This is a genomic window from Cellulosimicrobium sp. TH-20, assembly GCF_002105775.1.
In the GTDB taxonomy this organism is placed as follows: domain Bacteria; phylum Actinomycetota; class Actinomycetes; order Actinomycetales; family Cellulomonadaceae; genus Cellulosimicrobium; species Cellulosimicrobium funkei.
In genome coordinates this window covers 3,750,357-3,768,971 of the sequence record NZ_CP020857.1, presented here as the reverse complement: position 1 = coordinate 3,768,971, position 18,615 = coordinate 3,750,357, and the positions used below count along the sequence as shown (strand labels likewise).

Annotated in this window: 18 protein-coding genes; 13 read left to right on the top strand and 5 right to left on the bottom strand. The window is 75.8% G+C overall.

Annotation, left to right across the window (positions count from 1 at the left end):
• Positions 1-112 precede the first annotated feature (112 nt).
• From B8281_RS16860 to B8281_RS16850, 3 genes are read left to right on the top strand one after another with little or no spacing between them, the layout of a single operon-like run.
• Entirely contained in the window at positions 113-991 is an 879-nt protein-coding gene (locus B8281_RS16860; protein ID WP_198163088.1) for an ABC transporter substrate-binding protein, read from the top strand.
• 7 nt (positions 992-998) lie between these two features.
• Positions 999-1,928 carry an amino acid ABC transporter permease gene (locus B8281_RS16855; protein WP_085388326.1) on the top strand — a complete coding sequence of 310 codons (930 nt, stop codon included), beginning with the start codon at positions 999-1,001 and terminating at the stop codon, positions 1,926-1,928.
• Positions 1,925-2,719: an amino acid ABC transporter ATP-binding protein gene (locus tag B8281_RS16850; RefSeq protein WP_085388325.1), complete on the top strand. Its 795-nt coding sequence runs from the start codon at positions 1,925-1,927 to the stop codon at positions 2,717-2,719. Before B8281_RS16855 ends, B8281_RS16850 begins: the two co-directional genes overlap by 4 nt.
• A 51-nt stretch (positions 2,720-2,770) precedes the next feature.
• Here the strand turns inward: B8281_RS16850 and B8281_RS16845 are convergent, their stop codons facing one another.
• A complete protein-coding gene (locus B8281_RS16845) occupies positions 2,771-4,984 on the bottom strand; it encodes a serine/threonine-protein kinase (RefSeq protein WP_085388324.1) in 2,214 nt (737 codons plus the stop codon).
• A gap of 95 nt (positions 4,985-5,079) precedes the next feature.
• On the opposite strand from B8281_RS16845, the gene B8281_RS16840 reads away from it, so the two are divergent.
• From B8281_RS16840 to B8281_RS16830, 3 genes are all read left to right on the top strand, one after another.
• The gene (locus B8281_RS16840; RefSeq protein WP_085388323.1) at positions 5,080-7,083 is read left to right on the top strand and encodes a thioredoxin domain-containing protein; all 2,004 of its coding nucleotides are present in this window, start codon (positions 5,080-5,082) and stop codon (positions 7,081-7,083) included.
• Between the two features lie 66 nt (positions 7,084-7,149).
• On the top strand, positions 7,150-7,626 hold the full coding sequence (locus B8281_RS16835) for a dsRBD fold-containing protein (RefSeq protein WP_061266925.1): 477 nt from the start codon (positions 7,150-7,152) through the stop codon (positions 7,624-7,626).
• The gene (locus B8281_RS16830; RefSeq protein WP_085388322.1) at positions 7,623-7,904 is read left to right on the top strand and encodes an acylphosphatase; all 282 of its coding nucleotides are present in this window, start codon (positions 7,623-7,625) and stop codon (positions 7,902-7,904) included. Before B8281_RS16835 ends, B8281_RS16830 begins: the two co-directional genes overlap by 4 nt.
• Before the next feature lie 48 nt (positions 7,905-7,952).
• Here the strand turns inward: B8281_RS16830 and B8281_RS16825 are convergent, their stop codons facing one another.
• Positions 7,953-9,074 (bottom strand): M15 family metallopeptidase, encoded by a 1,122-nt coding sequence (locus tag B8281_RS16825; RefSeq protein ID WP_157446664.1) that lies wholly within the window; start codon positions 9,072-9,074, stop codon positions 7,953-7,955.
• 193 nt (positions 9,075-9,267) lie between these two features.
• On the opposite strand from B8281_RS16825, the gene B8281_RS16820 reads away from it, so the two are divergent.
• From B8281_RS16820 to B8281_RS16810, 3 genes are all read left to right on the top strand, one after another.
• Positions 9,268-10,074 carry a DUF2235 domain-containing protein gene (locus tag B8281_RS16820; RefSeq protein WP_085388828.1) on the top strand — a complete coding sequence of 269 codons (807 nt, stop codon included), beginning with the start codon at positions 9,268-9,270 and terminating at the stop codon, positions 10,072-10,074.
• Between the two features lie 123 nt (positions 10,075-10,197).
• Complete coding sequence (locus tag B8281_RS16815; RefSeq protein WP_085388320.1) at positions 10,198-10,398, top strand: hypothetical protein; 201 nt, start codon at positions 10,198-10,200, stop codon at positions 10,396-10,398.
• A gap of 34 nt (positions 10,399-10,432) precedes the next feature.
• Positions 10,433-10,978, top strand: a complete 546-nt coding sequence (locus tag B8281_RS16810) for a DsbA family protein (RefSeq protein ID WP_232322605.1) — start codon at positions 10,433-10,435, stop codon at positions 10,976-10,978.
• A gap of 81 nt (positions 10,979-11,059) precedes the next feature.
• On the opposite strand, the gene nhaA is transcribed toward B8281_RS16810, so the two are convergent.
• Positions 11,060-12,475, bottom strand: a complete 1,416-nt coding sequence (gene nhaA / locus B8281_RS16805; RefSeq protein ID WP_085388318.1) for a Na+/H+ antiporter NhaA — start codon at positions 12,473-12,475, stop codon at positions 11,060-11,062.
• 394 nt (positions 12,476-12,869) lie between these two features.
• Here nhaA and B8281_RS16800 point away from each other — a divergent pair, with 394 nt between their 5' ends.
• The 4 genes from B8281_RS16800 to B8281_RS16785 all read left to right on the top strand — a co-directional run bounded on the left by B8281_RS16800 (position 12,870) and on the right by B8281_RS16785 (position 16,733).
• Positions 12,870-13,349: a nucleoside deaminase gene (locus tag B8281_RS16800; protein WP_021482997.1), complete on the top strand. Its 480-nt coding sequence runs from the start codon at positions 12,870-12,872 to the stop codon at positions 13,347-13,349.
• 59 nt (positions 13,350-13,408) lie between these two features.
• A complete protein-coding gene (locus tag B8281_RS16795) occupies positions 13,409-14,884 on the top strand; it encodes an NCS2 family permease (protein ID WP_085388317.1) in 1,476 nt (491 codons plus the stop codon).
• A gap of 101 nt (positions 14,885-14,985) precedes the next feature.
• Positions 14,986-16,287: a gephyrin-like molybdotransferase Glp gene (gene glp / locus B8281_RS16790; protein WP_232322604.1), complete on the top strand. Its 1,302-nt coding sequence runs from the start codon at positions 14,986-14,988 to the stop codon at positions 16,285-16,287.
• Positions 16,284-16,733 (top strand): molybdenum cofactor biosynthesis protein MoaE, encoded by a 450-nt coding sequence (locus tag B8281_RS16785; RefSeq protein ID WP_082774251.1) that lies wholly within the window; start codon positions 16,284-16,286, stop codon positions 16,731-16,733. Before glp ends, B8281_RS16785 begins: the two co-directional genes overlap by 4 nt.
• A 165-nt stretch (positions 16,734-16,898) precedes the next feature.
• Here B8281_RS16785 and B8281_RS16780 read toward each other — a convergent pair whose 3' ends face one another.
• Together B8281_RS16780 and moaA are read right to left on the bottom strand one after the other, a co-directional pair.
• A complete protein-coding gene (locus tag B8281_RS16780) occupies positions 16,899-17,171 on the bottom strand; it encodes a hypothetical protein (RefSeq protein WP_043660040.1) in 273 nt (90 codons plus the stop codon).
• A 98-nt stretch (positions 17,172-17,269) separates the two neighbouring features.
• Positions 17,270-18,376 (bottom strand): GTP 3',8-cyclase MoaA, encoded by a 1,107-nt coding sequence (gene moaA / locus B8281_RS16775; protein WP_085388315.1) that lies wholly within the window; start codon positions 18,374-18,376, stop codon positions 17,270-17,272.
• Between the last annotated feature and the right edge of the window lie 239 nt (positions 18,377-18,615).

Here is an 18,615-nt window from a genome sequence, read left to right as displayed (position 1 = left end):
GCGCCCCACCCGGCCGAGGCGCGGGCGGGGGAAGCCCGGCCCACGGCCCGGCGTTATCGTCAGTGGCCGGCGCCCACCACTCCCGCGGGCGCCCGACACCCGGAAGGTCACCATGCGCCGTCTGCGTCCCCGTCCCGCCGTCCTAACCGCCGTCACGGCGGTCGCCGCGCTCACGCTGGCGGCCTGTTCGTCGGGTGCCGACGACGGCGGCGACGCCGCGAGCCCGAGCGAGAGCGCGTCGGGCGACGCGCAGTGCGAGCCCGGTGCGCTCCCGACGCTCACCGACGGCGTGCTGACCGTCGGTGCGGGCGAGCCGTACTCCCCGTGGTACGTGGGGGAGCAGGACTCGGGCGAGGGCTTCGAGTCGGCTCTGATCTACGCCGTCGCGGACCGCCTGGGCTACGCGGCGGACGACGTGGTGTGGGAGACGGTGACGTTCGAGCAGATCATCAGCCCGGCCGTGAAGCCGTTCGACGTGGCGGCGTACCAGACGTCGATCACGGACGAGCGCAAGCAGGCCGTCGACTTCTCGAGCCCGTACCTCACGACGCGCCAGGGCGTCATCGTCATGGAGGACGGCCCGTACGCGGGCGCGACGACGCTGGCCGAGCTCGACGGCGCGCGCATCGGGGTCACCGCCGCCCAGACCAGCCTCACGCTCGCGGAGGCCGCGTGGGGCGAGGACGCCGACATCTCGCCGTACAGCGCTGCGGGCGACGGCATGCAGGCGCTGCAGTCCGGAACGATCGACGCGATGGTCATGGACGTCGACCAGGGGGTCGCCGCCTCGACCGAGTACTTCCCGGACTCCGTCGTCATCGGCACCCTGCCGGACGAGGGCGTCGTCGAGCAGTACGGCCTCGTGCTGGACCTCGGCTCGGAGCTCACGGACTGCGTGTCGCAGGCCGTCGACGACCTGGAGGCGGACGGCACGCTCGCCGAGCTGCGCACGACGTGGCTCAAGTCGGACGACATCCCCGTCATCCAGTGACCCGGCCATGACCGTGCCCGACGACGCGCGCCCGCCCGGAGGCGTCGGGTCGCCCGACGCCGTTCCGGCCGCCGCGTGGTCGCCGTCGCCGCTCGCGCTCGACCGGGCTGCGTTCCGGCGTGCGCAGCGGCGGCGCTCGCTCCTGGTCGCGCTCGTGAGCACGGTGCTCGTCGTCGCGGCGGTCGTGCTCGTCGTCGTGAACGCACCGGGCTGGGAGCGCGCGCGGACCGCGTTCTTCGATCCGGCGATGGCGTGGGAGTCGCTGCCCGCGATCCTCGAGGGCCTGTGGCTCAACCTGCGCGTGTGGGTCGTCGCGGGCGTCGTCGGCACGGTGCTCGGGCTCGGCCTCGCGGTCGCGCGCACGAGCCGTATCCCGGCGCTGTTCCCGCTGCGCGCGTTCGCGACGGTGTACGTCGACCTGTTCCGCGGCGTGCCGCTCCTGCTCGTGCTGCTGCTCGTCGGGTTCGGGCTGCCGGCGTTGCGGCTGGAGTGGCTGCCGACGTCGGGCGCGTTCCTCGGCGCGCTCGCGATCGTCCTCACGTACACCGCGTACCTCGCGGAGGTGTTCCGCGCGGGCATCGAGTCGGTGCACCCGTCGCAGGTCGCGGCGGCGCGCTCGCTCGGCCTCACGCGCGCGCAGACGACGCGGCGCGTCGTGCTGCCGCAGGCGGTGCGCAACGTCACCGCGCCGCTCGCGAACAACCTCGTCTCGCTGCAGAAGGACTCGGGCCTCATCTCCGTCCTCGGCGCCGTCGACGCGATCCGCGCCGCGCAGATCGCGACGACGGGCAGCTACAACTTCACGCCCTACGTCGTCGCGGGGATCCTGTTCTTCCTCGTGTCGTTCCCGCTGACGCGCGCGGTCGACGCGTACCAGGCGCGCCGCGGCTGGGGCCGGTCGCTCGCGACGGTGAGCGGAGCGGGGGACATCCGATGAGCGCGTCCGCGACGTCCGGCGCGATCCCCCAGGACGCGCGTCACCTGCTGTCCCTGCGGGGCGTGCGCAAGACGTACCCGGCTGCGGGCGCCCCGGGCGGGCGGCGGGTCGTGCTCGACGGCATCGACCTCGACGTCGACGCCCACCGGTGCGTCGTGCTCGTCGGGTCGTCCGGCTCGGGCAAGTCGACGCTGCTGCGCGTCGTCAACCTGCTCGACGAGGTCGACGACGGCCAGATCCTGCTCGACGGCGAGGACGTCGCCGACCCGCGCCTCGACGCGAACCGCGTGCGGGCGCGCATGGGCATGGTCTTCCAGGCGTACAACCTCTTCCCGCACCTCACGGTGCTCGACAACGTGACCCTCGCACCCCGGCTCGTGCACCGGCGCTCGCGCGACGAGGCCGAGGCGGCAGCGGTCGAGATGCTGGGTCGCGTCGGGCTCGGGCACAAGGTGACGTCCTATCCCGACCAGCTTTCGGGCGGCGAGCAGCAGCGGGCGGCGATCGCGCGCGCCCTCGTCAACGGCCCCGAGCTGCTCCTGCTCGACGAGGTGACGTCCGCGCTCGACCCCGAGCTCGTGGGCGAGGTGCTCGACCTGCTCGCCGAGCTGCGCGCGGAGGGCCGCACGATGCTCGTCGCGACGCACGAGATGGGGTTCGCGCGCCGCGTCGCCGACGAGGTCTGCTTCCTCCACGAGGGTCGCGTCCACGAGCGCGGCACGCCCGAGCAGGTGCTCGGCGACCCGCAGCGCGAGCGGACCCGCGCGTTCCTGCGCCGTCTGCACGTCTGACCGCGCCCTCGGGACCGCGCCGAGCAACGCCCGACCCGGCCCGGACCCCGGTCAGCCTCGCAGCACGAGCACGACCGTGGCAGCGACCGACGCGCAGGCGACGAGGACGTACGGCCACGTCCACGTGCGCTGCCCGGCGACACGCAGCACCACGGCCACCGCGAGCGCGGCCAGGGCGAGCACGGGACCGTCGACGAGCGGGGCCAGGTCGACCGAGACGCGCAGGGTCTCCAGGAGCTGTGGCGGCAGGGGGACGAACGGTTGGCTCTGGCGGGCCGCGCCGTCGGGGACGAGCCACAGCGTGCGCAGGACCGCCAGGACCGCGAGGACGCGCGGAAGAGCCCGCAGGAGCGCGCCGCCGACCCGGGAACGGTCCTGGGACGACGACGCGGCAGGTCGGGCGGGCCGTGCGGACCGCGTGGCCGACGCCGAGGCCGCCTCCTGGTGCGGCGCCGTCGCGGCCGCGGACGGGCCGACGGCGCGCGGGGCCGGGGTGCTCGTGACCGCCGCACCGACGATCCGTGGCCGGGCGGACCCCGGACGCGCGGAGGGCGACGACGGCGTCGGGCCGAGGTGCTGGACGGGGCTCCGGCGCGGCGGGACCGACGGCGGGACCGGCCGGCCGACCTGCGTGGCGACGAGGTCGGGGGAGTCCATGACGCGGGTCCGTCCGACCGCAGCCGCAGCCGCAGCCGGAGCCGGCTCCGGCCGGGGTCGCGCCGACGGACCGCGGCCCAGCGTGGAGACCCGCTGCACGGGCACCGGCCAGGGACGCGGGTCCGGGGAGCCGGACGCCGGCACCGGGACGGGGCCGTCGGTCCGCGACCGCGAGCCCCGGGCCACGGGCTCGGCGCCGGAGCCCGGCACGGGGAGCATCGGGTGCGTCGGGCGACGGTACTCGCGCCACCCGCGCAGGGTGTCGGCGTGGCCCGCGGGCGGTGCCGCGGCCTGCCACCGCATCGCCTGCCAGAGCCAGTCCTTGAGCTCCGCCGGGGTCCGGCCGTCGGCCACGTGCGCGCCGATGCTCGCGACGTGGTCCGCGATGACCTCGGCGGCCGCGCCGTCGAACCCGTCGCCGTGCACCTCGGCCAGCACGCTCATCAGCGTCGCGTCGTAGACCAGGGCGTGCCACGGCTCCCGGACGCGGGCCGCGCCGGCCGCCCTGCCGACCGGCGAGACCTCCGTCGCCCGCTCGGCCCGGACGGGTGCGCCGGTGGCGGCGGCCAGCCCGGCGACGGGGCCCAGCGCGCGCTCGGCCGCGGTGGCGCCGTCGGCCACGATCCGTGACGTGAGGAGCAGGGTGTCGTCGGGGGAATCCCCGGCGAGCCGGGCGCGCAGCACCGCGACGACGCTCTCGAGCGCGGGGCGGTGGTTCGGCTGGTAGCGGGTCGCCGACAGGATGAGGTCCTGCAGGTGGGGGTCGATCTCGGGCAGCTCGGCCGGGGACGGGGCCGGTTCCGTCCCGGCCGGCACCCCGACCAGGTCGTCCGGGACCTCCCGCACGAGGTCGGCGGCCTCGAGGTCGCGGCCGAGGAAGTTGAGGTCCGCCGGCACGACCCCCGTGGTGGCGAAGATCAGGAGCAGGCCGAGCGCGTACACGTCCGAGCGGGGGTGCACGCGGCGGGCGAACAGCTCCGGCGCCATGTACGCGAGCGTCCCGACGGGTTGGGTGGACGTCGCCGTGTCGAACAGCTTGGCGATGCCAAGGTCGATGAGGACCGCCCGGTCGCCGTCGACCATGATGTTGGCGGGCTTCAGGTCGCGGTGCACGCAGTGCTGCTCCTGCAGCACGAGCAGGGCCTCCGCGACGTGCGAGGCCAGCCGCAGCGCCTGGCGTCCGTCCAGCGGGCCCGACGCGCGGACCTGCTCGCGCAGCGTGGTGCCGGGGACCAGCTCCATGGCGAACCACGGCTGGTCGTCGTCCAGGCCCGAGCGCACGAACGCGGGGAAGCCGCGCCCGCCCACGGCCTCCAGCAGCCTCGCCTCCTGCGCGAAGCGCTCGCGGGAACCCTCTTGGAGACCCGTGAGCACCTTCACGGCGACCTCCGCGCCGTCCGCGTCCGTCGCGCGGTAGACGTGCGCGAACCCGCCGTGCCCGAGCACGTCGCCGAGGGTGAACGGGCCCTTGCGGTCACCGCTCGCCGGCACCTGGCGGACGGGCCGGCGGGGCAGCGGCGCGGGGCCCGGCCCGGCGTCCGGATCGGCGGCAGGTCGGACGGGGACGTCGGTCGCCACCGCGAGGGCGGGCTGCTCGGGGCCGGGCATGGGCGCAACGTTACAAGCGCGCCGCTCCGGGACGGAGCAGACAACTCCGACGGCCCGGGCCGCGAGCGGCGCGTCGACCTGGGAGGCTGGACGTCATGGTCAACCGTCTCGCCGCCGCCGTGAGCCCGTACCTGCGCCAGCACGCCGGCAACCCGGTCGACTGGTACCCGTGGGGCGCCGAGGCGTTCGCGGAGGCGCGCCGCCGGGACGTGCCGGTCATGGTCTCGGTCGGGTACGCCACGTGCCACTGGTGCCACGTCATGGCGCGCGAGAGCTTCTCGGACCCGGACATCGGTGCGCTCCTCGCGCGCGGGTTCGTCGCGGTGAAGGTCGACCGCGAGGAGCACCCCGACGTCGACGCGAGCCTCCTCGCCGCGGCGAGCGCGTTCACCCCGGACCTGGGGTGGCCGCTCACGGTGTTCACCACGCCCGACGGCGCCCCGTTCTACGCGGGCACGTACTGGCCGCCCGTCCCCGTCGCCGGGCGACCCGCGTTCCGGGACGTGCTCGACGCCGTCGCGCAGGCCTGGGAGCAGCGGCGCGACCAGGCGGTCGAGACGGGGGACGCGATCCGCGCGGCGCTGCGCGACGCGGCGGCGGGCCGGAGGACGGGCGTGCCGCGCGCGGCCGCGACGGCGGTCGACGGCTCGGGGGCGTCCGCCGGCGCGGACGCCGGGCCGGTCGCGGACCTGGCCGAGCACGCCCGCCGGGTCGTCGAGCGGCTGGAGGCGGCGGAGGACCGCGTGCACGGCGGCTTCGGGGGCGCCCCCAAGTTCCCCGTCGCCCCGACGCTCGAGCTCCTGCTCGACGTCGCGGCGTCGTCCGTCGTCGACCCGGAGGTCGCGCGGCGCGCGCTCGTCCTGGCGGGGCGCACGGTCGACGCGATGGCGGCGAGCCCGCTGCGCGACGTCGACGGCGGCTTCTTCCGGTACGCGACCCGGCCGGACTGGTCGGAGCCGCACTACGAGCGGATGCTCTACGACAACGCGCAGCTGCTCTCGGCCGCGACGACGCTCGCGGTGCTGCGCCGGACCGGGCCCGTGGACGGACCGCTGCGCACTCCCGCCGAGGCGCCCGGCACGCCCGACCCGGGCGAGGCCACGGCGGAGGTGGCGGGCGACGTCGGGCGCTTCCTCCTGCGCGTGCTGCGCCTGGCCGACGGCGCCTTCGCGAGCGCGCAGGACTCGGAGTCCGTCGTCGACGGCGAGCGCGTCGAGGGCGGGTACTACCTGCTCCCGCCGGGCGAGCGCGCGCACCACGAGCCGCCCCCGCTCGACACGAAGGTGCTCACCGGGTGGAACGGGCTCGCGATCGAGGCGCTCGCCCGCGCCGGGCACCACCTCGGCCTGCCCGACCTCACGGACGCCGCGCGCGCGGCCGCCGACCGGCTGCTCGCGACCCACGTCCGGGCCGACGGGTCGCTCGTGCGCGCGTCGGAGGGCGGCGTCGCCTCGGACGCCGTCGCGACGCTGGAGGACCACGGCGCGCTCGCGACGGCGCTCCTCGTGCTCGGGGGCCTGACCGGGGAGGCGCGGTACGTGCGCGAGGGCCTGCGCCTCGTCGACGCGACGGTCGGCCCGGACGGCGACCTCACGCCCCCGCAGGGCACGGACCCGGTGCTCACCGACCTGGGGCTGGCCGCCGGTGCGGCGGCCGACCCGTCGGAGGGCGCGGTGCCCTCGGGCACGACGGCGGCCGCCCGGGCCGCTCTGCTCGCCCACCTCGCGACGGGCGAGCCGCGGTACCGGGACGCGGCGCTCGCGCACGCCGCCGCGGCCGCCGCGGCGAGCGAGCACCCGCTCGGCGCGGCGGGGGTGCTGCGCGTCGCCGTCGGGCTCGCGGAGCCGCCCCACCAGCTCGTGGTCGTCGCCGACGCCGACCGGCGCGAGGGGTTCCTCGCCGCCGCGCGCGACTGGTACCACCCGGGCGCGCTGCTGCTCGCCGCGACGCCCGACGCCGCCGCGACCCTCGCCGCCGACGGCGTCGCCCTGCTCGCCGACCGCGGGCCGGGCGCCTACCTCTGCGCGGACTTCGTGTGCCGGCTCCCGGTGCACGACCCCGCGGCGCTGCGGGACCAGCTCGGCGCCCGGACTCGCTGAGACCGGGGGTGCAGCGCACTCCCCGCGGTCGCATGATGGGAGGACGGTGCGGCACGAGGAGGAGCCATGAGGGCATCGGTCGGGGACAGGATCGTGACCGCCTCGGGCGTCGTCGGCGGGGCGGTGCGCGACGGGGTCGTGGTCGAGCTGCGGCACGAGGACGGCTCGCCGCCGTACCTCGTCGAGTGGGCCGACACGGGCGAGCGGACCCTCGTCTACCCGGGGTCGGACAGCTACGTCGAGCACGTCCCGGGAGCGGAGACGGGCGACGGCACGGACACCACGAAGGTGTGGCGCGTGCAGGTGAGCGTCGTCGAGTCGGAGGGCCGGACGACGGCGGAGGCGGTCCTCGTCGCGGAGACGCCGGAGCACGTGCGGACCGTCGGGCGGGCGCGGCGCGACCCGCACGACCGCGACGTCCCGCTCATCGGCGACGAGATCGCCGTCGGGCGGGCGCTGCGCCGGCTCGCGGACCGGCTGCTGGACGACGCCGAGTCGGACATCGCGTCGTCGACGGGCGCCCCGGCGCACGTGCACCAGTGACGCGCCCGGGGGAGGGCGCGGCGCCCGGTGCCGCGGACGCCGCCGTGCGAGCGCGCGTGCACGGGCGCGTGCAGGGCGTCGGCTTCCGCTGGGCGACGCGCGAGCGGCTCGCCAGGCTCGGCCTCGACGGCACCGCGACCAACCGGCCCGACGGCACCGTCGAGGTCGTCGCGTCCGGGGCGCCGGATGCCGTCGACCGCCTCGTCGCCTGGCTGCGCGACGGCCCCACGCCGGGCGACGTCACGCACGTCGACGTCGAGCGGGCGCACGCCTCCTGAGGACGCGCCCCGGCGCTCCCGGGGTCCCCGGCGCGACCGGCGGCGGGCTCAGCCGTCCGCGCGTGCCAGCACGGACTCCCAGTGCCAGGGCTCGGGCACGCGCCCGTCGGGCTCGGCGAAGTCGGGGTGCGTCCAGCCGTAGGTCTCGGCGTGCTGCTTGAGCCACTCGTACTGCGGGGTGCCGAACGCCTGGACGCCGCCGCCCAGGTCGACGGCGAACCCCAGCCCGTGGTTCGAGCACCCGGGCGGCGCCGCGATGGGCGACGACGGGTCGTACAGGCCCTGCTGCTCCTCGAACGTCCGGTAGGAGGAGTTGACCGTCAGGTGCACGCCGAACCGCTCGACGTACGCGGCGTCGAGGGCGACGAGCCCGTCCAGCACGTCGGCGCGCACACGGTCGGTGGGGGACCACGGGATCGGCGCGAGGGCGGAGTCGGGCACGCGGCCGCTGTCGGGGTCCCACACCTGGTCCGGTGCCGGGCACGAGACGGCGTCCTGCGCGACCGACGTCTCCTCGGTCGACGCGCTCACGACCCCGAGGCCCGCGCCCAGGTCGAGCACCGCCTGCTCGAGCGTCGAGAGGTCGTCGCCCGCGAGCCCCGCGTCGGCGGCGGCGTCGGCCGCGGCCGCGGTGTCCAGCGCGTCGCGCAGCCGGGCGCGGACCGCCTCGTCGGCACCGAGCCCCTCCGTGGCGGCGTAGATCTTCTCGCCGAGCTCGCGGGCGGTCGCGAGGCTCGCGCGCGCCGCGGTCACCTCGTCGCGCGCGTGGTCGAGCATCGAGGCGTGCACGGCGTCCGAGGCCGACACGAGCGACCGGTCCGCCGCGTCCGTGCCCGTGGTCATCCGGTCGAGGAACGGCGCCGCGAGCAGGGCGCGGGCGTCGTCCACCTCGGTCGTCAGCGCGGTCCGCACCGCCGGGTCCGCGACCTTCCCGTCCGACGCCGCGAGCAGGTCCTCGGCGGTCGCGGCCCGGTCGGCCAGCGCGTCGTACTCGGTGTCCCGGTACCAGGCGAACGCGCCGCCGCCCCCGCCCAGCACGAGCACGAGCGCCACGACGGCCGCGATCCACGCAGCCCGGTGCCGACGCTGAGCGCGCGCGTGCCGACGCTCCCGGCCGCCCGGCGGGTGGTCCGCGGGGCCGGCGGGCGGGGCGGTGCTCGTGGCGGTCACACCGCCAGAACCTACGGCACGACGACGGCCCTCCCGGACGGATCCGGGGGTGCGCACGGACACGCTCACGGCTTGCTCACGAACCCCGACCGGTCCGTGCGTCGGCAGGCGCCGTCGTGCATCAGCCGGGGCGCGACGACCCTCCCCAGATGGTGTCCCCGACGCGCCGCCGGGGGCGGATCGGGGAGGGACCATGAAGCGGCTGGTGCTGTGCTGCGACGGCACGTGGAACTCGCCGGTGAACGCGAGCGTGTCGAACATCGAGAAGATCGCGCGCTCGGTCCGCACCGGGATCGGACCGGACGGCGTCCAGCAGATGGTGTTCTCCGTCGAGGGCGTCGGGGCGCAGGGCTACCTCGTCGACCGGCTCCTCGGCGGGGCGTTCGGCTACGGCCTGACGCGCAACGTCGTCGCGGGGTACCGCCACCTCGCGCTCAACTACGAGCCCGGCGACGAGATCTACGTGTTCGGGTTCAGCCGCGGGGCGTACACCGCGCGCAGCGTGGTCGGGATGGTCGCGACCGTCGGCCTGCTCACCCAGGACGCGCTCGCGCGCGACCACCTGTGCGAGGCAGAGGAGGTCTATCGCGACCGCGACCCCGCCCGCCGCGCCGACCGTGCCCGCACGTTCCGCGCCGCGTACTGCCACGACCACGTGCCGGTCGCGTTCCTCGGGGTGTTCGACACGGTCGGCGCGCTCGGCGTGCCGGGCCTGTCGCGCCGCCGGAGCCGGTTCCACGACCTGCGCCTGTCGACCGACGTGCGGTGCGCCCGCCAGGCGCTCGCCATCGACGACCGCCGCATCACCTTCGAGCCGTGCCTCTGGGACGTGCCCGTGGCCATGGCGCCCCGGGTCAAGCAGGTCTGGTTCCCCGGCGGGCACAGCGACGTCGGCGGCGGCGCGCGGGCGCGCGCCCTCTCGGACACCGCGCTGCTGTGGATGCTCGGCGAAGCCGTCGCGCGCGGTCTCGTCGTCGACGAGGAGCGGCTGCGCGCGTAGCTCCACCGGGACGACGAGCTCGTCTGCCGCGTCCGCCCCGGGCTGCTGTTCGGCGCGCTCAACCTCGTCAAGCGCCTGCACCACCGCCCGCGCTTCCGCGGCGCGCTGCGCGTCCTCGCGGGCGTGCCCACCCCGCCCGAGACCGTCGACGCCGTCTACCTCGCCGAGACGGCGGTGACGCTCAGCGCCGACCCCGCGTCGGTCTACGCGCGCCACGCGCGGAACCTCGGCTGGTGGCGCGACAGCGCGGGCCCGGACCTCGCGCGTCTCGTGGAGCCCGTGCCGGGCGCGGCCCAGGAGACCCGGCCGCTCGCGCTCGCCTGACCGCGGGCGCCGCGCCCGTGCCATGCTGGGCAGCGTGAGCGAGCAGACCCCCGACCGCGTCCCGGCCGAGCAGCTCGTCCCCGCCGACGCGCACGTCCTCGGGGACCCTGCCGCGCCTGTCACCATCGTCGAGTTCGGCGACCTCGAGTGCCCGTACTGCGCCGCCGCCGCCCCGGTGCTGCGGCAGGTCGTCGAGTCCTCCGGCGGCCGGGTGCGGCTCGTGTTCCGCCACTTCCCGCTGTTCGAGATCCACCCGCACGCGCTGTCGGCCGCGCTCGCCGTCGAGGCGGCCGCCGCGCAGGGCCGGTTCTGGGAGATGCAGGCTGCGCTGTTCGCGCACCAGGACCAGCTCGGCGAGGCCGGGCTCGCCGAGCGGGCCGAGGAGCTCGGGCTCGACGGCGCGTCGGTCGTCGGGGACGCGGCCCAGCAGTACGCCGCGCCGGTGCAGCGCGACTACGCCGACGCGCTCGCGGTCGGCGTGCAGGGCACGCCGACGCTCTTCGTCGAGGGCGTCCGCTACCGCGGGCGCGTCACCGCGGAGGGCTTGCGGGCCGCGATCACCGCCGCGGCGCGGCCGTAGGCGCTCGCGGGGCCGGGCGCCCGGGCGGCGCCCCCACTCACCCGTGCGGTGCCGTGCCGTGTGCTCCCACGCGCCGCCCGGTCACGTGGTCGCGGGCGGGTGCCAGGGGAGCGGCGGGAGCTCGGGCGGCGGACCGTCCGCGCCGGGCGAGCACAGGGGCCAGCGCTCGCCGAAGAGCCGGAGCGCCACGGACCCGAGCACGGCGGCGACGAGCGAGCCCGCGAGGATGCCGATCTTGGCCTGCTCGACGAGCGCCTCGTCGTCGAACGCCAGCTCGGCGATGAAGAGCGAGATGGTGAACCCGATGCCGGCGAGGATCGCCCCGCCGAGCAGGTGGGAGTACCGCACGCGCCCCGGCAGGTCGCCGAGGCCGAGGCGCAGGGCCAAGGTCGCGGCCCCGAAGATGCCGACGGCGTTGCCCACGACCAGCGCGACGGCGACGCCGATCGTCACGGGCGACGTGGCCGCCGCGCGCAGCGACTCGCCGTCGAGCTGCACGCCCGCGTTCGCGAGGCCGAAGACGGGCACGACGACGTACGCGCTCCACGGGTGCAGCACGCGCTGGAGGCGCTCGCTCGTGGGCACGGCCGCGCGCGCGGCGAGCTCGGTGAGGTGCTCGCGCTCCGCCGTCGTCTCCTGCGCGAGCCGCTTGGCGTACTTCGGCACGACGGCGACGTCCACGGGCCGCGACGAGCGCGACGGTACGAGCAGGCCCACGAGCACGCCCGCGAGCGTCGCGTGCACGCCCGACGCGTAGACCGCGCCCCACAGCGCGATCCCGGCGAGCGCGTACGGCGCGAGGCGCCAGACGCCGAGCCAGCGCAGCACGAGGATCACGACGACGAGCACGGCGGCGACGAGGAGGCCCGGGAGCCAGAGGTCGTCGGTGTAGAAGAGCGCCATGACGGTGATCGCGCCGATGTCGTCGACGACGGCGAGCGTGAGGAGGAAGAGCCGGAGCTGGTCGGGGCAGCGCGGCCCGAAGAGCGCGAGGATGCCGACGAGGAACGCGGTGTCCGTCGACATGACGATGCCCCAGCCGTGCTGCGCGGGGGACCCCACGTTGAACGCGAGGTAGATCAGCGCGGGCACGGCGAGGCCGCCCAGCGCGCCCAGCGCGGGGACGGCGACGGTGCGGCGGTTGCGGAGCTCGCCGCTCGTGACCTCGCGGTTGATCTCGAGGCCGATGACGAGGAAGAACACGGCCATCGCGGCGTCGTTGACCCAGTGGTGCAGGTCCATCTCGAACGTCCACGGCCCGACGCGCCAGCCCGCCTCCGTGGACCAGAGCGCGTCGTAGGCGCCGGACCACGCGGAGTTCGCCCACACGAGCGCGACGACCGTGGCGGCGAGGAGCAGGACGGCGCCGCCCGCCTCGGTCGCGAGGAACGAGCGGAGCGACGGCGCCACGGGGCGGAGCTGGAAGCGCAGCGGCGGGCCCGGTCGGGCGGGGACGCGGACGACGGGGAGGGACGACGGCGGAGCGGGCTCGGTCACTGGGCCTCCGGGTGGGTCGGGACGGGGCGACGCCCGGGGCGTCGGACCTGCGCTGGGACAACTCTTCCGGGCGGCAGATCCTTCCGCAACAGTCCTCGCGGGGGCGCTCCGGGCGAGGACCCCCGGTGACCTCGTCCATATCGTGGAAAAGTTCTTCCGAAACTCTTGTGGCGTCCGTCACGCGCTGCTAGCGTCGAGCGTGCCAACGGCGGGCCCGGGCCGAGCGACACGCTCGGTGGTCGACACGTTCGATCCGACACCGGCAGCTACCTACCAGGCGGACGTGACAACTCGCCTGCAGCGGCCCGCCGGCCGCCTCCTCCCGGCTCACCGACGAGCCCGGACGCCGGAGGCGGAGCATCCGGCGTCGCTGCCCGAACCGTGGAGACTCACCATGGACACTCTTGTCGTGGACACCGCACACCTGGACCGAGCCGTCGCCCTCGCGGTCGACAGCGTCGCGCACGCCGGAGGACCCTTCGGCGCCGTCGTCGTCACCGCCGACGGGCAGGTGTTCGAGGGCAACAACCGGGTCACGCAGGACAACGACCCGACCGCGCACGCCGAGGTCACCGCGATCCGGCGCGCGTGCGCCGCGCTCGGCACCTTCGACCTCACGGGCGCGACGCTCTACTCGAGCTGCGAGCCGTGCCCCATGTGCCTCGCGTCCGCCCTCTGGGCGCGCGTGCACGCCGTCCACTACGCCGCCGACCGGTACGACGCCGCGCGCGCCGGCTTCGACGACGCCGCCTTCTACGACTTCTTCGACGCCGACCCGGCCGACCGGGTCATGCAGGTCGTGCACGAGCGCACGGCCACCGCCACCGCGCCGTTCGACGCCTGGCGCGCCCTCGAGTCCCGGGTCGAGTACTGACCGGCCGCGCGGCCGACCGGTACCTCAGGAAAGGGCACAAGGACGTGACTCTCCTCGGCATGCGGCGGGAGACCGCCGGGAACGACGACGCACGCGGTACCGGACCGGCCACCGGCCGGCTCGACCGCTTCTTCCGGATCACCGAGCGCGGCTCGACCACCGGGCGCGAGCTCCGCGGCGGGCTGGTGACCTTCTTCGCGATGGCGTACATCGTCATCCTCAACCCCCTCATCCTCGGCGGGACGAGCGCCGAGAACGCGCCCGTCGACGTCGCGGGCGGGTGGCTCCAGACGGCGCAGGTCGGCGCGATGACCGGCCTCGCCGCCGGAGGTCTGACCATCCTGTTCGGGCTCGTCGCGAACCTCCCGTTCGCGCTCGCGGCCGGGCTGGGCATCAACTCGTTCCTCGCCGTCGCCGTGATCGGCGACGTCACGTGGCCCGAGGCGATGGGGCTCGTGCTCGTCAACGGCCTGCTCATCGTGCTGCTCGCCGTGACGGGCGCCCGGTCGGCGATCTTCAACGCCGTCCCGCGCCAGCTCAAGGCGGCGATCACGGTCGGCATCGGTCTCTTCATCGCGTTCATCGGGTTCGTCGACGCCGGGTTCGTCACGCGCACCCCGGGCGGGCCGCCGGTCCAGCTCGGCGACGGCGGGTCGATCACCTCGGTCCCGACGCTCGTGTTCGTCGTCGGGCTGCTCACCATGGGCGTCCTCGTGGCGCGCAAGGTCAAGGGCGGGCTGCTCATCGGGCTCGTCGCGACGACCGTCGTCGCGATCGTCGCCGAGTCCGTGCTGCACCTCGGCCCGGCGTCGGAGACGAACCCCGGCGGCTGGCACCTCACCGTGCCCGCCCTGCCGAGCTCGCTCGTCTCGGTGCCCGACCTCAGCCTGTTCGGGCAGCTCTCGTTCGGCGCGTTCGACCGGATCGGGGCGCTCGCGGCGACGATGCTCGTGTTCACGCTGTTCTTCACGAACTTCTTCGACGCGATGGGCACGATGACGGGGCTCGCCAAGCAGGGCGGCCTCGCCGACGCGGACGGCAACTTCCCGCGCATCAAGTCGGCGCTCGTCGTCGAGGGCGTGGGGGCGGTCGTGGGCGGCGCGACGTCGTCGTCGTCGAACACGGTGTTCGTCGACTCGGCGGCGGGCGTGGGCGAGGGGGCGCGGACGGGCCTCGCCTCGGTCGTCACGGGCGGGCTCTTCCTCGTCGCGATGTTCCTCACGCCGCTCACGGCGGTGGTGCCGATCGAGGTCGCGAGCGCGGTGCTCGTCGTCGTGGGCGCGATGATGATGGGCCAGATCAAGGAGATCGACCTCACCGACTTCACGGTGACGCTGCCGGTGTTCCTCACGATCGTGACGATGCCGCTCACGTACTCGATCGCGAACGGCATCGGCATCGGGTTCGTCACGTGGGTCCTGCTGCGGACCGCGTGCGGGAGGGCGCGCGACGTCCACCCGCTGCTGTGGGTGGTCGCGGCCGGGTTCGTCGTGTACTTCGTGCGCGGTCCGCTCACCGCGGCCGTGGGAGGCTGAGCCTCGACATCGACCGCACGGCCGACGGGTCGCCCGCTCCTGGGGGTGGCCCGTCGGCGTGCGGGGAGCGGGAAGGGCGAGGCATGGCAAGAACAGCACGGGTGAGCGTCGACGAGCACCGCGCGGACGTCGCGGCCCTCCTCGCACCCCTCGTGGACGCGGCCCGACGCCGCACCCGCACCGAGGACGTCGACCTCGCCGACGCGCTCGGCCGGGTCCTCGCGGGCGACCTCGTCGCGCCCGTCGCCGTCCCGCTGTTCCGCAACGCGCAGATGGACGGGTACGCCGTCCGCGCCGCGGACGTCGCCGACGCGCGGGCGGACGCGCCCGTCCGGCTGGCCGTGGTCGCCGAGATCGCGGCGGCGCCGGGCGTCCCGCCGCGGCTCGCGCCGGGCACGGCTGCCCGCATCATGACGGGCGCGCCCGTGCCCGAGGGGGCGGACGCCGTCGTGCCCGTCGAGGACACCGCGACCGGGACGTTCGCCCGCACGCCCGCGGGCACGGCGCGCGCGGGCGTCACCGACCCGGCGGCCGGACAGGCCTCCACGACGCCGACCGACCCGGAGCCCGTCGAGGTCCGGGTGCCGCGGGCCGCGGGGGACTTCGTGCGCGAGGCGGGCTCCGACGTCCGCCCGGGCGACGTCCTGCTGACCGACGGGACCGTCCTCGCGCCGCACCACCTCGCGGCCGCCGCGGCGTGCGGGGTCGGGCGCGTCCGGGTCGTCGCGCGGCCGCGGGTCGCGGTCCTGTCGACGGGGTCGGAGCTCGTCGGCCCGGAGGAGGCCCCGGGGCCCGGGCAGGTCTTCGACGCCAACGCCGACGCGCTCGGCGCCGCCGTGCGGCGCGCGGGGGGCGACGTGGTGCTCACGGCCCGCTGTGGCGACGACGCCGAGCGGTTCGCCGCCGTGCTCGCCGAGGCTGCGGCGGTCGCGGACCTTGTCGTGACGTCGGGAGGCGTGTCGCAGGGCGCGTACGAGGTGGTCAAGGACGTCCTCGGCGGCGGTGCGTCGTCGGACGTGACGTTCCGCTCCGTCGCGATGCAGCCGGGCGGGCCGCAGGGGTTCGGCACCGTGGACGGGACGCCCGTGCTCACCTTCCCGGGCAACCCGGTGAGCGCGCAGGTGTCGTTCGCGATGTTCCTGCGCGAGCCGCTCGAGCGGGCCGCCGGGCTGCCCGGCGCCGAGCGCGTGCGCACGGCGGTGCTCGCCGAGCCGCTGACGTCGCCCACGGGCAAGCGGCAGCTCCTGCGGGGCGCGACGGGTCCGGGGGGCACGGTGCGCGTCGTCGGGGGAGCGGGCTCCCATCTCGTCGCGTCGATGGCGCGCGCGGACGTGCTCGTGGACGTCCCGGCCGACGTGACAGAGTGGGCCGCCGGGACCGAGGTGGAGGTGCGGGAGCTGTGACGCAGACGACGGACGGCGGCGCGCCGCCCACAGACCCGAGCCGCGTGACGACGGACGTCCTCGACGACGCCGTGTCGCGCGCCGTCGAGGACGCCGTCGGGGGTCCCGAGTGCGGGGCCGTCGTGACGTTCCGCGGCGTGGTCCGCGACGTCGACGGCGGCCGGGGCGTGACGCGGCTCGACTACGAGGCGCACCCCGACGCCACGGCCGTGATCCGGCGCTGCGTCGCGGACGTGGCGGCCGAGACGGGGCTGCGGGTCGCCGCGGTCCACCGGTACGGCAGCCTGGGGATCGGCGACGTCGCGCTCGTCGCGGCGGCCGCCGCGGGCCACCGCCGGGAGGCGTTCGAGGCCTGCTCGCTGCTCGTCGAGCGCATCAAGGCCGAGGTGCCGATCTGGAAGCGCCAGCACTTCGACGACGGCGTCTCGGAGTGGGTCGGGCTGTAGGACGCGTCCCTGGACCGCCCGCGAGACGACGAGAGGCGAGAAGTGGCCCCCGGCCGGAGCCGGGGAGGGGCCACTTCTCGCCTCTCGTGAGTTCTTCTGATCCGCCGGGCGACGACGATGTCGGGCGGGGACCCGGCCGTGCGGGCCGGGAGGGGGAGAGTCGGGTCAGCGCTCGGCGGGGCGGTTGTCGAGCAGCATGCCGATGCCGAGGCCGACGGCGGTGCCGAGGACGAGGCCGAACCAGCTGAGCACGACGACCCCGACGACGGCGCCGACGGCCGCGCCCAGGACGCTCTTGGTGCCGGCCTTCCAGGCGGCGGACCGCTCGTCGGTGCGGTAGATCGGGAGCGCGGACGCGCTGTTGTCCGGGGTCGTCGAGGACGCGCCGGAGATCGAGGAGGATGGGCGGTTGGTGGGTGCAGGAGAGATCGTCGTCACGACATCCATGGTAGGAAGAGACGGCGGCTCTGACCTGGGCTGATGCCCTGAGGTGACCGGCTTCACCCTATGATCTGCGCCACCGCCGGGCGCCCGCCTCAGCCGCCGATCGCGCCCATGCTGCGGGTCGTCGCCGCGAAGGCGTCGGCGGCGAGCGTCGGGGCGTCGCTGCCGTGCGCGAGCGGCTTGCGCCACATCGCGCCCTGCCACGCGCGGGCGAGGGCGTCGTCGCGCTCGTCCTCGGCGAGCTCCGCCGAGCGCAGGATCGCGCGCAGGTCGGTCTCGTCGTCGCCGAACAGGCACGAGCGCACGGTGCCCTCGGCGGTGAGCCGGGTGCGGTCGCACGCGCCGCAGAACGAGCGCGTGACGGAGGCGATGACGCCGACCGTCTGCGGCCCGCCGTCCACGAGCCACTCCTCGGCGGGCGCCGACGGGTCGTCGCGCCCGACCTCGAGCAGGTCGAAGCGGGTGCCCAGCACGGCCAGGAGGTCCGTGGCCGACACGAGGTCGTCGCGCGTCCAGCGCCCGTCGGCGTCGAGCGGCATCTGCTCGATGAACCGCAGGTGGCAGCCGTGCTCGACGGCCCACGCGAGGAGGTCGGCCGCGCCCGCCAGCGTCTCGGGCATGAGGACCGCGTTGAGCTTCACCGGGGCGAGGCCGGCGTCGAGCGCGGCGCGGATCCCGGCGAGCACGTCGGGGAGGCGGTCGCGCCGCGTGAGGCGCGCGAAGTGCGCGCGGTCGACCGAGTCGAGGGAGATGTTCACGCGGTCGAGCCCGGCGTCGACGAGCCCGCGGACGCGCTTGTCGAGGCCGATCGCGTTGGTCGTCAGCGAGAGGGACACGCCCGGCGCGGCGGCGCGCGCGGCGCGCAGGATGTCGGCGAGGTCGTTCCGCAGGAGCGGCTCGCCGCCGGTGAACCGGACGTCGGTGATGCCGAGCCGCTCCACCGCGACCCGTACGACCCGGCCGATCTCGTCGGGCGTGAGCAGGTCCTCGCGGGGGATCGCGGGCAGCCCTTCGGCGGGCATGCAGTACGTGCACCGCAGCGAGCACTTCTCGGTGATGGAGACGCGCAGGTCGCGTGCCACGCGGCCGTACCGGTCGACGAGCGCGTCGGTCGCCGGGCGGGCCGGGTCCAGGTCGTCCGGAGCGCCGGAGGGCACGGCGGACCGCACCCTGGGCATCCCGAGCGAGACGGCGGTCATGGGCCGATCGTAGTCGTCCGTCCCGCCGGGCCGGTGACCTGCGCCTCATCGCGTGCTAGCGTGGAGTCCGTTGAGTGGAACTGTAGTTCCATCAGACGGAACTCTCTCCCATGAGTCGGAGGGGGTCCACAGCGGATTCAAGCCCTGTGTTTCGGCCGCGTCACAGGGGACGCGGGCCAGGACACGCAGGGGACTCACCGCAAGGGTTCACTGGAAGGACGCCGGTACGCCGGCACCCT